This is a genomic window from Bosea sp. 685, assembly GCF_031884435.1.
In the GTDB taxonomy this organism is placed as follows: Bacteria; Pseudomonadota; Alphaproteobacteria; order Rhizobiales; family Beijerinckiaceae; genus Allobosea.
In genome coordinates, this window is the sequence record NZ_CP134779.1 from 3,415,052 (window position 1) to 3,430,955 (window position 15,904).

The window sequence follows — 15,904 nt, forward strand, 5'->3', positions numbered from 1 at the left end:
CATGCTCTGGTAACGGCTTGGGGGCGTCATGCTGGACTCCTTGTACAAACTTGCTAGCGAGACCTCGGCGGAGTCGCGCCGTCGCCTGCTCCACGTGGTCACGAAGCTGTTTTTCTACGATCCTGACCCGACGGTGACGTCGAAATATCACTATGGCGAGATCGCGCTCTCGTCGCTGGGGCACATCAACCGGCGAGCACGCCAGACCTATGCGGACGAGGTTGCGGCGGAACCGAACCTGCCACGCAGCGTCGCCAATGCCCTGGCCGGCGATCCCGACAGCGAGGTTGCGCGCCTCGTCCTGCGGCTTTCGCCAGTCCTGACCGATCGCGACCTCGCCGCCATCGCCCTGAACCAATCGCAGGAGCATCTCACCGCGATCGCCGAACGTGCGCGCTTGTCGGAAAAGGTGACCGATATCCTGGTCGAGCGTGGCGATAATGGCGTGCTGAAGACGGTCGGCGGCAATGAGGGCGCGCAATTCTCCGACAACGGCTTCGACCACCTGCTGGAGCGCGGCCGCGAGGAGCGGGAGATCCACCGGACGGTCGCAGTCCGCTCGGATCTCACCGAGGAGCGAGCCGAGCGCGTGATGCGCATCCTTGCCGAGCTCGGCGGTGAAGACGGCGGCAATGCCGATGCGAAGGACGAGGCCGGCGCCATCGCCCAGCAGGCTCGCCAGCAGCGGCTCGAGGTGACCGGCCTTCTGACGGATCTGGCGGCGAAGACACGCCTGCTGGACGACGTTCTGCTCATGCTCGCAGAGGAAGATCGCGCCTATCATCTCGCCCAGGTCATCGCTCGGGAGGCCGAGATCGCGGTCGAGCATGCGCTTCGAACCCTGTTGCGCCGGGACACCAACGGCATTGCCTTGGCCTGCCGCGCGCTGGATGTCGGCTATCCCGCCTTTGCGGCGATCCTGGCCCTGCGGGCGAGACGGTTGATGTTCGCCAATAAGCGCATCGAGGATGATCTGCGTCACTACGCCCAGATCGATTCGGCCGCGGCCGAGCGCGGCATGCGCTTCACCCGCATGAAGGCCAAGCTCTCGGGGGACGCGCCGGGCAAGACGATCGAGCTTCAAACCGATACCCGGCGCCGGCCCTAGAGGTTGCTATGGACTATGGGGGCGATTTGATGAGGTCAAAACGCCGGAGATGGGAGGAGCATTGCGCAGACGATACCGTTGGTATCGGCAAGCGATGCGACGCTGCAGCTCCGCCGTTTTCACCTCACCCGTAGGGCGCGGCGCTTTTGCGCGACTGCGGCGTCGTTCTTCGTAGCAAACCGAAAGGTTTGCGTCCTCGAACTTCTGGCATTCGCGCAAAATCGCCAGCGTCAAATCATCCCCATAGTCCATAGCAACCTCTAAGGTTCGTTCAAGCGCCTGTCTCATCGCGCAGGCTGTCGCCCGGATTGGCGATTGACCAAACGGATGACCCGCCTTAGCCGGTGGATATGGGCGGGATGATCGACAGGATCAGGCTGGGACGCGGCGCGGTTGCGCTGGTCCTGGCCTATGCGCTCATCCTGCAAGGCGTGCTCTATGCGATCGGGACGGGTCTTGCCGCCTCGCCCGCCAACACGCTGACGCATGTTCTTTGCACGCCGGGCGTCACGGTCACGCAGGACATCCCCGGCAACCCGGCTCCAACGCCCGATTGCTGCGTCATGGGCTGCGCCTCGATCGCGGGCGCACTGCCTGCGCCCGATGCCATCGCCCTGCCCGCACGCAGCAACCGCTTCGCCGCGGTGGAGGCGGCAGAGCGCTGCCAGAGCGCGCCGTTGCGCGCAGCGCTCCTCTACCCCCTGGGCGCACGCGCCCCACCCGTCCTGAGCTGAACCCGCCCGTTCTTCTCCAGCTCAGGACCCTTTCCATGACCACCGTTTCCACGGCGGAGGCCGCGCCCATGCGCGCCGCCGACCGCGCCGCATCCTTCTATCGCGCCGTCTGGCGCTGGCATTTCTATGCCGGGCTGATGACGCTTCCCTTCCTCATCCTGCTCGCGGTGACCGGGGGGCTCTACCTGTTCCACCAGGATCTCGACAGGCTGATCCATCGCGATCTGAAGCAGGTCGAGCGGCGCGCGGAGGCGCCGCGCAAACCGAGCAAGATCGTCGCCAGCGCGCTCGCAGCGGCCCCAGGGCGAGCGGTGAAATATGTCCCGCCTGAAACCGACCGCGCCTCAGCCGAAGTGACGATCCGCGATGCCACGGGAGCGCGACAGGTCGCCTATGTCGACCCATACGACGCCCGCGTTCTCGGCATGCTCAGTGACCGGGGGACGGTGATGTGGGTGGTGCGGCAGCTGCACAGCCTGGCCTATTTCGGGCCGGTCGCGAATGGTGTGATCGAGATCGTCGGCGGCTGGTCGATCCTGCTGGTCGCGACCGGCATCTATCTGTGGTGGCCGCGCAAAGGTGGCGGCGGCGTGGTCACGGTGCGGGGACAACCGCGCCAGCGCGTGTTCTGGCGCGATCTCCATGCCGTGACTGGCATCTTCGCCGGAGTCTTCATCCTGTTCCTGGCGCTGTCAGGCATGCCCTGGTCCGTGCTCTGGGGCGCCAAGGTCAATGAATGGGCCAATGGCAACAATTTCGGCTATCCGGCCGGCGTGCGCGTCGCGGTGCCGATGTCGGACGATCACCTGCATCAGCATGGCCCGACCGCCTGGTCGCTCGAACAGGCAAAGATGCCGGAATCGGGCACAAATCCCGGGCAGGCGATCGGCCTCGACGCCGCCATTGCGCGCTTCGATGCACTCGGCCTCGCGCCCGGATATGCCGCGAACCTGCCCTCAGGCCCCAAGGGCGTCTATACCGGCTCGGTTTACCCCAACGACCTGTCGCGCCAGCGCGTGGTCCATCTCGACCAGTATAGCGGCGAGCCGTTGATCGATATGGGCTACGCCGATTACGGCCCCTTCGGCAAAACATTGGAATGGGGCATCAACGTCCATATGGGCCAGGAATTCGGGTTGGCGAACCAGCTCCTGATGCTCGCCGCCTGCGTAGCCATCATCCTGCTGTCGGTCTCGGCCGGCGTGATGTGGTGGAAGCGCCGCCCGGCCGGGCGCCTCGGCGTGCCGCCATTGCCGGCCCGCCCGGGAACGCTCTATGGCGTCTTCGCCATCCTGGCGGTCGGCGGCCTGATCTTCCCGCTTGTCGGCGCGTCGCTGATCGTGATGCTGACCCTCGATCGCCTGCTTTCGAGAAAATCACCAACTTAAGGTTGTAAAATAGCTCATCTCGCGATCTTTTCGCGAGATGAGCCCGCAAATCGCACGAAAAACTCATCGATTCCGCAGCGATGCTCGGGAAACGCGCGGTCGGCTTAAGAGTAAAGCAAGTGCTGGCGCGGCATTTTACCAGCACGTCAATCACCCTGAGGGCTCGATGCTGCGTTTCCTGACCCAGATGCCGGCCGACATGTCGTCGGATTCGCGCCGGCAACTGCTGAACGCCGTCACGGACCTGTTCTTGACCGACGACGAGCCCAGCGAACTCGCCAAGGAGCATTACGGCAAGATCGCGCTGCACGCGCTGCCCCGCCTCGAAAACGACGGCCGCAAGGACTATGCCGAGCAGGTCGCGGAATTGGAGAGCCTGCCGCGCGAGGTCGCGACCTCGCTGGCCGGCGACCCCGACAGCGAGGTCGCGCGCCTCGTGCTGAAGCTTTCGCCGGTGCTGACCGACGCCGATCTCGCCGCCATCGCCGTCAGCCAGTCGCAGCGCCATCTCGCCGCCATCGCCGAACGCAGCCGGCTGTCCGAGAGCGTCACCGACATCCTGGTCGAGCGTGGCGACCGGGTCGTGCTCGAAACCGTCAGCGGCAATGAAGGCGCCAATCTCTCCGACAAGGGCTTCGAGCGGCTGATCGAGCGCGGCGGCAGCGATGCCGGAATCGGCCTTGCCCTCTCGACGCGCTCCAATCTGAGCCCGAGCCGGGCCGACCGCGTGATGCGCATCGTCGAGGAGCTCAGCGACGAGAACGGGCTCTGGTCGAAGCCCAATGACGAGGCCGTGACGCTCGCGCGGCAGGCGCGCCAGCACCGGCTGGAAGTGAAGCTGCTGCTGGTCGATCTCGCCGCCGGCAAGCGTGCGCTCGACGATGTCGTCACCATGCTCGCCGAAGAGGACCGCGCCTATCACCTGGCGCAGATCTTCGCGCAGGCCGGCGAGATCAGCATCGAGCAATCCCTGCGAATCCTGATGCAGCGCGACGTCAGCGGCATCGCCGTGCTGTGCCGCGCCCTGAATCTCGGCGCCCCCGCTTTTGAGGCGATCCTGACCTTGCGCGCACTACGCCTGATCTTCGCCAGGAAGGCCGCCGAAGACGATCTGAAGAGCTATATGAAGCTCGATTCAGCGACGGCGGAGCGCACGCTGCGCTTCCTCAAGCTCAAGCTGAAGCTGGCCTGAGCCGCAGCCGGCAGGCGACCCGCCACAAAACCGCGACAATCGCCGCCCTTTCTGGTAGACGTTCCACGGTTGGCCGCGAGGATACCTTCGACGTGAGATGTTCGCTTCTCTCCGGCGCGTTATGCGCGGTCGCCTTGAGCGCGGCGAGCGCTCAGGCGCAGGTCTTCCTGCCCTTCAACACTTTCGACGCCCTGCCCTCCTTCGCCTGGTCGGAGCCGACGCTCGCGCCCGGCGGCGTGAAGTGGGAGGGCAACTATGCCCGCATCTCCAGCGGTTTCCAGGTGACGAGCTCGAAGCGGCTCGGCACCTCGGCCGGCCCGACCTTCGGGCTCGAGGCCGGGACGATGCGTCGCGACGGAAATTTCGTCTATGGCATCGTCGGCGCGCTGCAATACATGCCCGCGATCGGCGGCTACGGCACGCCGAGCTTCGGCAATGTCGCCTATACCCGCGACTTCGCCGGTGCCTTCCAGATCAAGGCCGGCGTGCTCGCGACGCCCGATGTCCTGCTCTACACCAAGGTCGGCATGTCGGCAGCCAACGAGACGCTGCGCTTCGGAGGCTCGCCCTGGTCGGCCCCGTTCTCGCGCTCGGATATCGCGGTCAGGCCCGAGGCCTATGTCGGTGCCGAATGGGCGGTGACGAACAATCTGACGCTCGGACTCGAAGTCGGCGTCGTCGGACAGGCGATCCGCTGAAGCGGCTGCCAATCTGATTCAGGTCGCTTGGGATTTGAATCAAGAACAGCAGGCAAGTCCTTGAGCGAAGGCGTCATTCTCGGGCTTGACCCGAGAATCCCCGGCAAGAGATTCTCGGGTCAAGCCCGAGAATGACGGAGTGGCCTACCCCCCGAACTTGTTGTTCTTGGCGAAGCCTTTCGGTGGCAGGCGGCCGGATTCGCCGCGGTGGCCGAGCCATTCCATCAGCTCGCTCTGCGCTACCGTCCAGGTCCGGCCCGAGGTGTCGCGCCAGGTCAAGCCGTCCGCCAGCTTGAAGACCTTGGCGTCGGAAACGCCGCCATCCTTGTAGCGCTGCAGGCGCACGCCCTTGCCGCGCGCCATCTCGGCCACTTCCGAAATCGGGAAGCAGTTGAGCTTGCGGTTCTCGCCGATGATCGCGACGTGGTCACCCTCCGCCGGCACGGCGAGCAGGGCGGACACCGGCGTCTCGACGTTGAGCACCTGGCGGCCCTTGCGGGTGTTGGCCACGACATCGTCGGTCGAGGCGATGAAGCCGCGCCCATCCGTCGTCACCATCAGGAGCTTCAACCCCGGCCGATACGGGAAGGCCGAGACGATCTCGGCGGTCTCCTCCAGCTCGATCATCAGGCGAATCGGATCGCCGAAGCCGCGCCCGCCAGGAAGCTTGGAAGCCTCCAGCGTGAAGACCTTGCCGTTTGAGGTCAGCACCAGGAGCTTGGCCGTCGTCTCCGTGAAGAACGCCGTCTTCAGCCCGTCATCACCCTTGAAGGTCAGCGTCGACTGATCCTGGACATGGCCCTTCAGCGCCCGGATCCAGCCCTTCTTCGAGATCACCACCGTCACCGGCTCGCGCTCGACCATGGCCTGGGTCAGGTCGACATCGGTCGTGTCGGGCATGTCGGCGAAGGAGGTGCGGCGCTTTCCGATCGCGGTCTCGGGGCCGAAGAGCTTCTTCACCTCGCGGATATCGTGCTGGATGAGCTTCCACTGGACCGGCTCCGATCCCAGCAGCTCCTCGATCTGGCCCTTCTCCTTGGTCAATTCGTCGAGCTCGGTCTTGAGCTGCATCTCCTCCAGCTTGCGCAGCGAACGCAGCCGGGTGTCGAGAATCGCGTTGGCCTGGAGCTCGGAGAGCTCGAAGAAGCGCATCAGCTCGACCTTGGGCTCATCCTCCTCGCGGATGATCTTGATGACGCGATCGAGGTCGAGATAGACGATCAGGAGGCCGCGCAGGATCTCCAGCCGCTTGTCGATCTGGCCGAGCCGGAAGCGCGAGCGGCGCAGCAGCACCTCGCGGCGATGGTCGAGCCAGGCGCGCAGGGTCTCGTTGAGGCCGAGCACGCGCGGCACCAGGCCGCCGGTCAGCACGTTCATGTTCATCGAGATGCGCGCCTCCAGCTCCGAGAGCCGGAAGAGCGATTCCATCATCAGATTGGGATCGACATTGCGGGCGCGCGGCTCGATGACGACGCGGATGTCCTCGGCCGACTCGTCGCGCAGATCCGCGACCAATGGCAGCTTCTTGTCGTTGAGCAGCTCGGCGATCTTCTCGATCAGCCGGCCCTTCTGGACCATGTAGGGGATCTCGGTGACGACGACTTGCCAGGCGCCGCGCTCCAGATCCTCCTTGACCCAGCGCGCCCGGGTGCGGAAGGCGCCGCGCCCGGTGCGATAAGTCTCGGCCATCGAGGCCCGGGTCTCGACGATGATGCCGCCAGTGGGAAAATCAGGCCCCTGCACGAAGGTCATCAACTGCTCGGAGGTCGTGTCCGGGTGCTGGATCAGATAGAGCGCCGCGTCGCAGAGTTCGGCGGCGTTATGCGGCGGGATCGAGGTCGCCATGCCGACCGCGATGCCTTGCGAACCATTGGCGAGCAGGTTCGGGAAGGCGGCGGGGAGGACGATGGGCTCCTCGTCCTCCCCGTTGTAAGTCTCGCGGAAGTCGACCGCGTCCTCCTCGATACCGTCGAGCAGGAGGCGCGCGACCTCGGTCATGCGCGCTTCGGTGTAGCGATAGGCGGCGGCGTTATCGCCGTCGATATTGCCGAAATTGCCCTGCCCATCGACGAGCGGGTAGCGCTGGGCGAAATCCTGGGCGAGGCGCACCAGCGCGTCATAGACCGACTGGTCGCCATGCGGGTGGAACTTACCGATGACGTCGCCGACGATGCGGGCGCATTTCTTGTGGACCTGGCCGGGGTCGAGCCGGAGCAGCCGCATGGCGTGCAGGATGCGGCGATGGACCGGCTTCAGGCCGTCGCGCACATCCGGCAGGGCGCGCTGCGTGATGGTGGAGAGCGCATAGGCGAGATAGCGCTCTTCCAGCGCCGTCTTCAGATCGATGCGCTCGGATTCGTCCTCCGGCGGCGGCTCGACAGGCTTGCCCATGGGAATACCTTACCAACTCTCAGTGCGATCCACTCCACAGCCCTCATCCTGAGAAGCCGCGCAAGCGGCGTCTCGAAGGATGTTCCAGAAGGCGCTGGCTGGAGCATCCTTCGAGACGCACTCCTGCGGAGTGCTCCTCAGGATGAGGGCTGAGGGAAACGGCGCGAATCACTTCGCATGACGATGCCGGCTGCGTATAGCTTTCGCCAAGCGGACAAGCCCGCAAACACGGAAAAATCAGTGGATTTTCGTCGCCAGCTCGACCAGTCGCGCCCGCTCGGCCGGCTCAGTCAGGCCACGCGGCTCGTAGAGATGGCGGCGCAGGAAGAAGCCGGTCAGCGCGAAGCCCGCCGCGATGTCGGCCGCAGTCGGCGCGCGAGCGCCCTGCCCCTCCCAGAGGAAGGCTGGAAGCGCGAGCAGGCGATCGCGATAGGGCTCGGCCGCACGGCTGCTGACCGCCTTGCCGGATTTCGGCGAGACATGGCTGAGATCATCCATCGCCCCCGTCACCGCGCAGCGGGTGAGATCGAGGCCGAAGCCCAGCTCCGACAACATCGCCACCTCGAAACGCACCACCAGCGCCGGCGCCAGGCGTGGTTCGTCGAGATGCTGGATCAGGACGGCAAGCCCCTCATGCAGCGCCGGATGGGGATCGCGCTCCGGCAGCAGGCGCAGCAGCGCCGCGACCGTCGCCAGCCCATAGAGCGCGACCGGCGCCTCGATCAAGCGCGCCGCATGTGATTTCAGCAGTTCGACCTTGTACTCGCCGAGATGTTCGTCAAGCCGCGCCCGCCAGGTCAGCGAGACGGCGTTGCCGGGCTGGAGCGAGGCCTGCACCTTCGACGAGCGGCCGCCGCGCACGAGGCCGAGATGGCGGCCATGCGCGAGCGTCATCACCTCCAGGATCACGGAGCTTTCGCCATGCTGGCGCTGCCCGATGATCGTGCCTTCGTCGGTCCATTCCATCGGCGCAGTTAGAGCAGGATGCGCGAGAGTTTCCAGCATTTCCGTAGGCAGCCCTGGCCATGACTGGAGCCTGCACCTTGCGCCTCGCGCTCGACACCATCGCCGCGACGCATGCCCGGCCAATTGCCCGACGTCGGCACCTCAGGCATTGCGGATGCTCTCACTCTTTGGATGAGAGCCGTCACAAGCCTGAGGACCGGCCATGGATCTCGATCTCGCTTCACGAACCGCTCTCGTCACCGGGGCAAGCTCGGGCATCGGCGCCGGCATCGCCCGCGTGCTCGCCGGGGAAGGCGCCCATGTCACTGTCACGGCGCGGCGTGGCGAGCTTCTGGAAAGACTCATGCAGGAGATCACGGCTGCCGGCGGGCGGCCTCCGGCGATCGTGCTCGGCGACATCACGGATGCCGGCGATGTCGCCCGCATCGCCAGCGAGGCGACGGCAGCACTCGGCCGGATCGACATCCTGGTCAACAGCGCCGGGGGCTCGAGGCCGATCTCGACCGATGCCGCTGATGCCGCCTGGGACGAGGCCTTCGCCCTCAACTTCACTGCCGCGCGCCGCTTGACCGAGGCCGTGCTGCCGGCGATGCGGGCGAGGAAATGGGGCCGGATCGTCAATATCAGCGGCTCGATGGAGCCGCGCAGCCTGAACGCGGCGAGCGCGGCCAAGGCCGCGCTGCATCTCTGGGCGAAGGGGCTGTCCTGCGATGTCGCCGCCGAGGGCGTCACCATCAACACGATCCCGCCCGGCCGGATCAACAGCGAGCAAATCCTCAACAAGCTGCACCCCACGGAGGAAGGCCGCCAGGCCTTCATCGCCCGCAACATCCCGGCCGGCTATTTCGGCGAGCCCGAGGATATCGGGCATCTCGTGGCCTTCCTGGCCTCGCCGCAGGCGCGCTACATCACCGGCGCCGTCATCCCCGTCGATGGCGGCATGCACTTCTTCGCGCATTGAGGCTTGGCCGCCCCCTCAGCGCGCTCCGGCCGCATAGCGCTCCGCCGGGTGGGCGTTTGGAAAGTTCGGGATCATGGCGCGGCGCGCCGCGTCATAGGCATTCCACTGCTCGACATCGGGAAGCGGCGGAATCGTGATCGTCTCGCGCCGATCGAAGCCGATCAGGGCGGCATCGACGAGATCGTCCACATTCATCACGCCCGAGAGCTGGTTGACGTCGCGGCCTGAACGCTCCCAGATTTCCGTGCGCGTCGCAGCCGGCAACACCGCCTGCACATAGATGCCGCGCTGGCCGAGTTCGGCCGTCAGCGCCTGCGACATGGCGATGACGAAGGCTTTCGTCGCACCATAGACGCCAAGCGGCATCTCGGGAGCGAGGCCGACGACCGAGGCGATGTTGATGATGGCGCCGCCGCCACGCGCAAGCATGCCAGGGATCACGGCCGCCGTCAGGCGCGTCACGGCTGTGACGTTAAGGCGGATCAACCCTTCGAACCTGTCAGGGTCGGCCTGCTCGAAACTGCCTTGGCCGGCCGCGCCGGCATTGTTGACCAAAAGGCCGATGGACGCGTCCTCGCGCAACCGCGCCTCGACCGCCCGCAGCTGTTCGGCATCGGTCAGGTCGGCCGGCACGACATCGATCTCGACGCCGGTCTCAGCCCTGAGGCGGGTGGCCAGAGCACTGAGCCGATCCTTGTCGCGCGCCACCAGGACGAGAGCGTGGCCGCGGCGAGCGAGCCGGTCGGCATAGACGGCACCGATGCCGGTCGAGGCGCCGGTGATGAGGGCGGTTGGACGATGGTCGGACATGAGCGTGGCTCCTGGGCCTGGCTGCGAAGACGAGCCTTGATGTGGGTCGCCTCCAATCTCATTTCAATGATGATCATCATCATTATTGAGTTTTGATGATCGCCATCAGCTATGGTGTCAAGCGACGAGGAGGACCGGACATGAAGATCAGCCGCGACAAGCTGGTGGAGAACAGGCGCAGGATTCTCGATGCGGCCGCGCGGCTGTTTCGCGAGCGCGGCTTCGAAGCGGTCACCGTCGCGGAGGTGATGAAGGCCGCCGAGCTGACGCATGGCGCCTTCTACAACCACTTCGAATCCAAGGACGACCTGATCGCCAAGGCCTTCGCGCATGTCCTGCTGCCGGCGCCGGAAAACGACCGCTTCGCGGAGATGGAGTTCGCGGAGTTCGCACGGTCCTATCTGAGCGCGGCACATCGCGATGATCGCGGCAGCGGCTGCATGTTCGGCGCGCTGGGCACCGAGGCCGCGCGCTGCAACGACGAGACGCGCCAGGTCATGACCGAGGCCGTACGAAAGCAGATAGACCGGTTCTCGACGACGGCACCGGGCGAAACCGCGCAGGAGCGGCGCCGAGCCGCCATGGCGCGCTGGTCGGCGATGGTTGGCGCGGTGATCCTGGCGCGGACGGTCGACGACCCCGCGCTTTCAGACGAATTGCTCTCAGCGACGCTGGACGCTGTCGAGGCCTGACGGGCGGTTGCCGGCCGTCATTGCGAGCGCAGCGAAGCAATCCAGGGGGCGTAGAGCGAGACCTCTGGATTGCTTCAAGCTGATCGAAAACGCTCTACCCGACCACGCGCTCGACCCGGCTGATCACCCGCTTCTCGCGCAATTCGCTGATGATGGCGCTGAGATGCTTCAGGTCCCAGACCGTCAGATCGATCGTCACATCGGTGAAGTCCGGGTTCGGGCGCACCATCGAAACCGCGTCGATATTGCCGTCATGCTCGGCGATCGTCGTGGTGATCTGGGCGAGCGAGCCGGGCTCGTTGATCGAGTTCAGCTTGATGCGGGCCGGAAAGCGCTGCGGCGCCTTGTCGTCGAGATCCCAGCGCACATCGAGCCAGCGCTCGGGCTCGTTATCGAAGGCGGCGAGCGCGGTCGACTGGATCGGGTAGATCGTCACCCCCTCGCCCGGCGTCAGGATGCCGACGATGCGGTCTCCCGGCACGGCGCCACCATCGGGCGCGAAACGCACCGGCAGATCGCCGCCGAGCCCGCGGATCGGGATGGCGGTGCTGTCGGCGTCTGGCGCCTCGCCCGGCAGCTTGAATTTGAGGTTATCGCCCTTGCGCAGCTCGAACCAGCCCTTGCCGTTGCCTGTGGTAGCGCCGGCCGATTTCGCCTCGGGCGCGCCGCGCTTTTCGAGCTCGAGATCGGGATAGACCGCCTTGACCACGTCGCCGGAATACATCTCGCCACGCCCGACGGCCGCCAGCACGTCGTCGACCGCGGTGCGGGCAAGCCGCTTCAGCGAGGCTTTCAGCTTGTCGTCGGAGAACGGCCGCTCGGCGCGAGTGAAGGCACGCTCCAGGATCTGGCGGCCAAGCCCGGCATATTGCCGGCGCACGGCCGCGCGCGTGGCGCGGCGGATGGCGGCGCGCGCCTTGCCGGTGACGACGAGCGATTCCCAGGCGGCCGGCGGCGCCTGCCCCTCGGCGCGGGTGATCTCGACCTCGTCGCCGTTCTGCAGCTCGGTCAGGAGCGGGGCGATGCGGCCATTGATCTTGGCGCCGACCGCGCTGTTGCCGACATCGGTATGGACGGCATAGGCGAAATCGATCGGCGTCGCGCCACGCGGCAACGCGATCAGGCGGCCCTTGGGCGTGAAGCAGAAGACCTGATCGTGGAAGAGCTCGAGCTTGGTGTGCTCGAGGAATTCCTCCGGGCTGTCGCCCTCGGCCAGCAGATCGACCGTGCGCCGGAGCCATTGATAGGCCCGGCTCTCATCGGCGAACTGGGTCAGTTCAGTGGTGCGGCCGTCCTTGTAATGCGCATGCGCGGCGATGCCGAACTCGGCGATGCGATCCATCGTGTCGGTGCGGATCTGCAGTTCGACGCGGCTGTGGCCCGGCCCGACCACGGTGGTGTGGATCGAGCGGTAGTCGTTCTGCTTGGGCGTCGAGATGTAGTCCTTGTAGCGGCCGGGCACCATCGGCCAGGTCATGTGGACGATGCCGAGCACGCGGTAGCAATCCTCCGCCGAATCCACGATCACGCGAAAGCCGAAAATGTCGGAGAGCTGCTCGAAGGAGACGGATTTGCGCTCCATCTTCTTCCAGATCGAATAGGGCCGCTTGCGCCGCCCCGAGACCTGCGCCTGGATGCCGCGTGCGGCGAGCTTCTCCTTCAGATCCTTCTCGATGATGCCGATGACCTTGCCCTCGCGCTCGGTCACCTCCTCCAGCCGCTTGGTGACGGTGGCGTGCGCCTCGGGCTTGATGTGGCGGAAAGCCAGCTCCTCGAGCTCCTCGCGCAGCTCCTGCATGCCCATGCGCCCAGCGAGCGGAGCGTAGATCTCGGCGGTTTCCTCGGCGATGCGCAGGCGCTTCTCGGGCGCGACGAAATGCAAGGTGCGCATGTTGTGGAGCCGGTCGGCGAGCTTGACCAGCAGCACGCGGACATCGTCGACGATGGCGAGCAGGAGCTTGCGGAAATTCTCGCCTTGCGCGGCTTTCTTGGAGACGAGGTCGAGCTTCTTGATTTTGGTCAGCCCATCCACCAGCCGGCGGATGTCGGGGCCGAACATGCTCTCGATCTCTTCGAGCGTGGCGGCGGTATCCTCGACCGTGTCGTGCAGGACGGCTGCGACGATGGTCGCATCATCGAGCTTGAGATCGGTCAGGAGGGCCGCAACTTCGAGCGGATGGGCGAAGAACGGGTCGCCCGAGGCGCGTTTCTGCGTGCCATGCGCCCGCATGGCGTAGACATAGGCCCGGTTGAGCAGGTCTTCGTCGGTATTGGGGTTGTAGCTCCTGACCCGGTCAACGAGCTCGTATTGCCGCATCATGCCCATGCGGGCCCTCTATATCTGCTTAGCCAGACGGCCTGCCTGCTTCCCATTCGATCAATCAATATCGGCGCGGGCGGGGAAGGCGGCAAGGCGGATTCCTGTGTGGCGGGCATGAAAAAGCCCGGCAAGGCCGGGCTTTAGCAAACGCAATGAAGATTTTGCGTGACGATCAGTCCTCGTCGTCGGCGCTCTCGGTCGGCGGCACGAGCCCGTCGAGGCCGCGCAGCAGGTCGTCCTCGCTCATGCGGTCGAACTGGACCTCGGAATCAGGCGCCGAGGCGTTCGGCACCGAGTGCGTGAGCAGCGGCACGGTCTCGGCCTCCGGCTCATCGACCTCGACATGCTTCTGGAGCGAGTGGATCAGGTCTTCCTTCAGATCCTCGGGCTTCAGCTTCTCGTCGGCGATCTCGCGCAGCGCGACGACCGGGTTCTTGTCGTTGTCGCGCGGAACCAGGATCGACGATCCCGACTGGATCATCCGGGCGCGGTGGCTGGCGAGCAGCACCAGCTCGAAGCGGTTGTCGACCTTGTCGATGCAGTCTTCAACGGTTACGCGAGCCATGGCGCGGCTCCTTCTGATCTTAGCGATGCAGGGGAAGATGATGTGGCCCGGCCATACAGCCAATGCGGGCCAATTGCAAGATTTTGCTAAAGCAGGATCGATGCGAAAAAGTGGGAACCGGTTTTTCGCATCGATCCTGCTCTCACTTTTAGATGCGAGACGGATTCAGATGTCAGATGGGATCACTGTGTGATTCCATCTGACATCATCCGGCTCTAGCGCCGCCCGTCCGGCTCTCGCCTCAGCCGCCGCGCATCCGCCTGACCATGTCGTCGAGGCTGGGCTCGCGCGCATCGGCGCCGAGCGCATGCCCGCCCGCCATCGCCGGCAATTCGTGCTTGTCGAGCCGGGCGAAGCGCAGCCGCATCGTCGTGGCGACGCCTTCGCCGAAGGCGATCGCTTCGCGGTTGCCGATCGAGGACAGGAAGTTGATCGTGCTCGCCGAAGCGTCCGAGATCGCCGAGCGGATGATCTGCTGGTCGCGCTCGTTCGACAGGCGCATTGCGAAGATCGTCGAGCATTGCGACAGAATTGTCGGATCGAGCTCGCCGGGCCGCTGCGTCACGACGCCGAGATAGCAGCCATATTTGCGGCCTTCCTTGGCGATGCGGGCGATAGCCTGGCGTGTCGGCGCGAAGCCGAGCGCCGGGTCGGACGGCACATAGCGATGCGCCTCCTCGCACAAAACGAGGACTTCATAGGCGCCATGGCTCGCCACCGCGAGGTCGAAGGCCAGACGCGACAGCACCGAGGCGACGGCATTGACGACCTCGGACGGCAGGCCGGCAAGCTGGAAGGCGGTGATCGGCCGCCCGTAATGCGGCACGCGGAAGATCTGGCTGACGATCGGCGCCATGGTCTCGATCATGTTGGCGCGGGCGAACATGAAACGGTAGCGCGGATCCTTGTGGAGCGCCTCGAGGCGCACCCTCAGCGAGCGCAGCGATGCCCGCGACCAGCGCAATTCATGCAGGCCGATCAATTCGTCGATGACCGTGAAGGCATCCTTCATCCGGTAAGGGGTCGGCGCGTCGAGCGTGGTGCCCGTCGCCTCCCCCGGGTCGCGCGGGCCACCCATGTCGAGCGGGCGCTTGAGCAGCGATGTGCCGAGATCACGTGCGATATCCAGCGCCGTGGGCGCGCGGTAGCGTTCGCGCGCCGTGGCGATGACCTCGCGCAGGATGTCGCCTTCCTCATCGAGTTGCGGGCGGCCGCGGAAGACCACGTCGCCGAGCTCTTCCAGCCTGAACATCCAGAACGGCAGATCGAGCCCCTCGCTGTCGATCGTCAGCGCCTTGTCGGGAAAGGCATGGGCGTATTCGTTATGCGGATCGAGGATCAGCACGCGCAGGCGCGGACGGGCGGCCACCGCCTTGCGCAGCAGCAGGGAGACCGCGCTCGACTTGCCGACGCCGGTCGTGCCGAGGACGGCGAAATGGCGCGACAGCATGTCCTCGATGCAAACCGTCGCGGGGATGCTCGAATCCTGCGTTAGATGGCCGATGGACACGCCCGAGCGCGCGCCGAGATCGTGGACCAAAGCGAGATCGCCCGCGCGGATGCGATGGGCGATGGCACCGATCGGCGGATAGCTGCTGATGCCGCTCTGGAAGCGCGGCGCCTCGCCATCGATGTCCGAGACTTCGCCCAAGAGCTCGACCTGCACATGAATGGCGTTGTCGGAGGTCTCATCCCAGACCGTCTTGACCGCCGACATCTCGTAGACGAGCCCGACGGTGCGGGTATGCCCCAGGCTGATCGAGATCATCTTGCCGATCGTCCAGGAATCGGGCCCGACCGCGCTGTCTCCGGAAACCATGCTTGCGATCGTCGCGCGCGAGCCGTCGCAGGACACGACGCGGCCCAATGCGCGATCGGGCGGCTGGTTGGCGTCGCGCCGGTCGACCGCGACATCGGTTCCGAATTGTACGGTCTTTACTGCAAGCTGCACGCCCACGGCTGCCTTTTCGCTGGTCTGATCAAGTTCGGACCGTAATCCCGGCCCTTTACGATTGCCTTTAACGGGCAATGGCGCGCGAGCTGCGCTTGCGGACGCGGTTACCAAATCGCCAACAAGAG

The 15,904-nt window shown here is 65.7% G+C and carries 13 protein-coding genes; 7 read left to right on the forward strand and 6 right to left on the reverse strand.

Annotated elements, in window-relative coordinates:
- Positions 1-28: 28 nt before the first annotated feature.
- From RMR04_RS17375 to RMR04_RS17395, 5 genes are all read left to right on the forward strand, one after another.
- Positions 29-1,108, forward strand: coding sequence for a DUF2336 domain-containing protein (locus RMR04_RS17375; protein WP_311909581.1), 1,080 nt, complete (start codon positions 29-31; stop codon positions 1,106-1,108).
- A gap of 359 nt (positions 1,109-1,467) precedes the next feature.
- Positions 1,468-1,842 carry a hypothetical protein gene (locus RMR04_RS17380; RefSeq protein ID WP_311909582.1) on the forward strand — a complete coding sequence of 125 codons (375 nt, stop codon included), beginning with the start codon at positions 1,468-1,470 and terminating at the stop codon, positions 1,840-1,842.
- Between the two features lie 35 nt (positions 1,843-1,877).
- On the forward strand, positions 1,878-3,230 hold the full coding sequence (locus RMR04_RS17385; RefSeq protein WP_311909583.1) for a PepSY-associated TM helix domain-containing protein: 1,353 nt from the start codon (positions 1,878-1,880) through the stop codon (positions 3,228-3,230).
- Positions 3,231-3,396: 166 nt separating this feature from the next.
- A complete protein-coding gene (locus RMR04_RS17390; RefSeq protein WP_311909584.1) occupies positions 3,397-4,422 on the forward strand; it encodes a DUF2336 domain-containing protein in 1,026 nt (341 codons plus the stop codon).
- Between the two features lie 92 nt (positions 4,423-4,514).
- Positions 4,515-5,120, forward strand: coding sequence for an outer membrane protein (locus RMR04_RS17395; protein ID WP_311909585.1), 606 nt, complete (start codon positions 4,515-4,517; stop codon positions 5,118-5,120).
- A gap of 144 nt (positions 5,121-5,264) precedes the next feature.
- On the opposite strand, the gene parC is transcribed toward RMR04_RS17395, so the two are convergent.
- Together parC and recO are read right to left on the reverse strand one after the other, a co-directional pair.
- Positions 5,265-7,511, reverse strand: a complete 2,247-nt coding sequence (gene parC / locus RMR04_RS17400; protein WP_311909586.1) for a DNA topoisomerase IV subunit A — start codon at positions 7,509-7,511, stop codon at positions 5,265-5,267.
- Positions 7,512-7,748: 237 nt separating this feature from the next.
- A complete protein-coding gene (recO, locus tag RMR04_RS17405) occupies positions 7,749-8,477 on the reverse strand; it encodes a DNA repair protein RecO (protein ID WP_311909587.1) in 729 nt (242 codons plus the stop codon).
- Between the two features lie 202 nt (positions 8,478-8,679).
- Between recO and RMR04_RS17410 the strand changes: the two genes are divergently transcribed.
- Positions 8,680-9,438: an SDR family oxidoreductase gene (locus RMR04_RS17410; RefSeq protein WP_311909589.1), complete on the forward strand. Its 759-nt coding sequence runs from the start codon at positions 8,680-8,682 to the stop codon at positions 9,436-9,438.
- Between the two features lie 15 nt (positions 9,439-9,453).
- Here RMR04_RS17410 and RMR04_RS17415 read toward each other — a convergent pair whose 3' ends face one another.
- On the reverse strand, positions 9,454-10,248 hold the full coding sequence (locus RMR04_RS17415; protein WP_311909590.1) for an SDR family NAD(P)-dependent oxidoreductase: 795 nt from the start codon (positions 10,246-10,248) through the stop codon (positions 9,454-9,456).
- Between the two features lie 140 nt (positions 10,249-10,388).
- On the opposite strand from RMR04_RS17415, the gene RMR04_RS17420 reads away from it, so the two are divergent.
- Positions 10,389-10,940 carry a TetR/AcrR family transcriptional regulator gene (locus RMR04_RS17420; RefSeq protein WP_311909592.1) on the forward strand — a complete coding sequence of 184 codons (552 nt, stop codon included), beginning with the start codon at positions 10,389-10,391 and terminating at the stop codon, positions 10,938-10,940.
- A gap of 94 nt (positions 10,941-11,034) precedes the next feature.
- Here RMR04_RS17420 and RMR04_RS17425 read toward each other — a convergent pair whose 3' ends face one another.
- The 3 genes from RMR04_RS17425 to RMR04_RS17435 all read right to left on the reverse strand — a co-directional run bounded on the left by RMR04_RS17425 (position 11,035) and on the right by RMR04_RS17435 (position 15,776).
- Positions 11,035-13,260, reverse strand: coding sequence for a RelA/SpoT family protein (locus tag RMR04_RS17425; RefSeq protein ID WP_311915870.1), 2,226 nt, complete (start codon positions 13,258-13,260; stop codon positions 11,035-11,037).
- A 172-nt stretch (positions 13,261-13,432) separates the two neighbouring features.
- On the reverse strand, positions 13,433-13,825 hold the full coding sequence (gene rpoZ, locus RMR04_RS17430) for a DNA-directed RNA polymerase subunit omega (RefSeq protein WP_311909593.1): 393 nt from the start codon (positions 13,823-13,825) through the stop codon (positions 13,433-13,435).
- Between the two features lie 241 nt (positions 13,826-14,066).
- Complete coding sequence (locus RMR04_RS17435) at positions 14,067-15,776, reverse strand: ATP-binding protein (protein ID WP_311909595.1); 1,710 nt, start codon at positions 15,774-15,776, stop codon at positions 14,067-14,069.
- Positions 15,777-15,904: the final 128 nt, after the last annotated feature.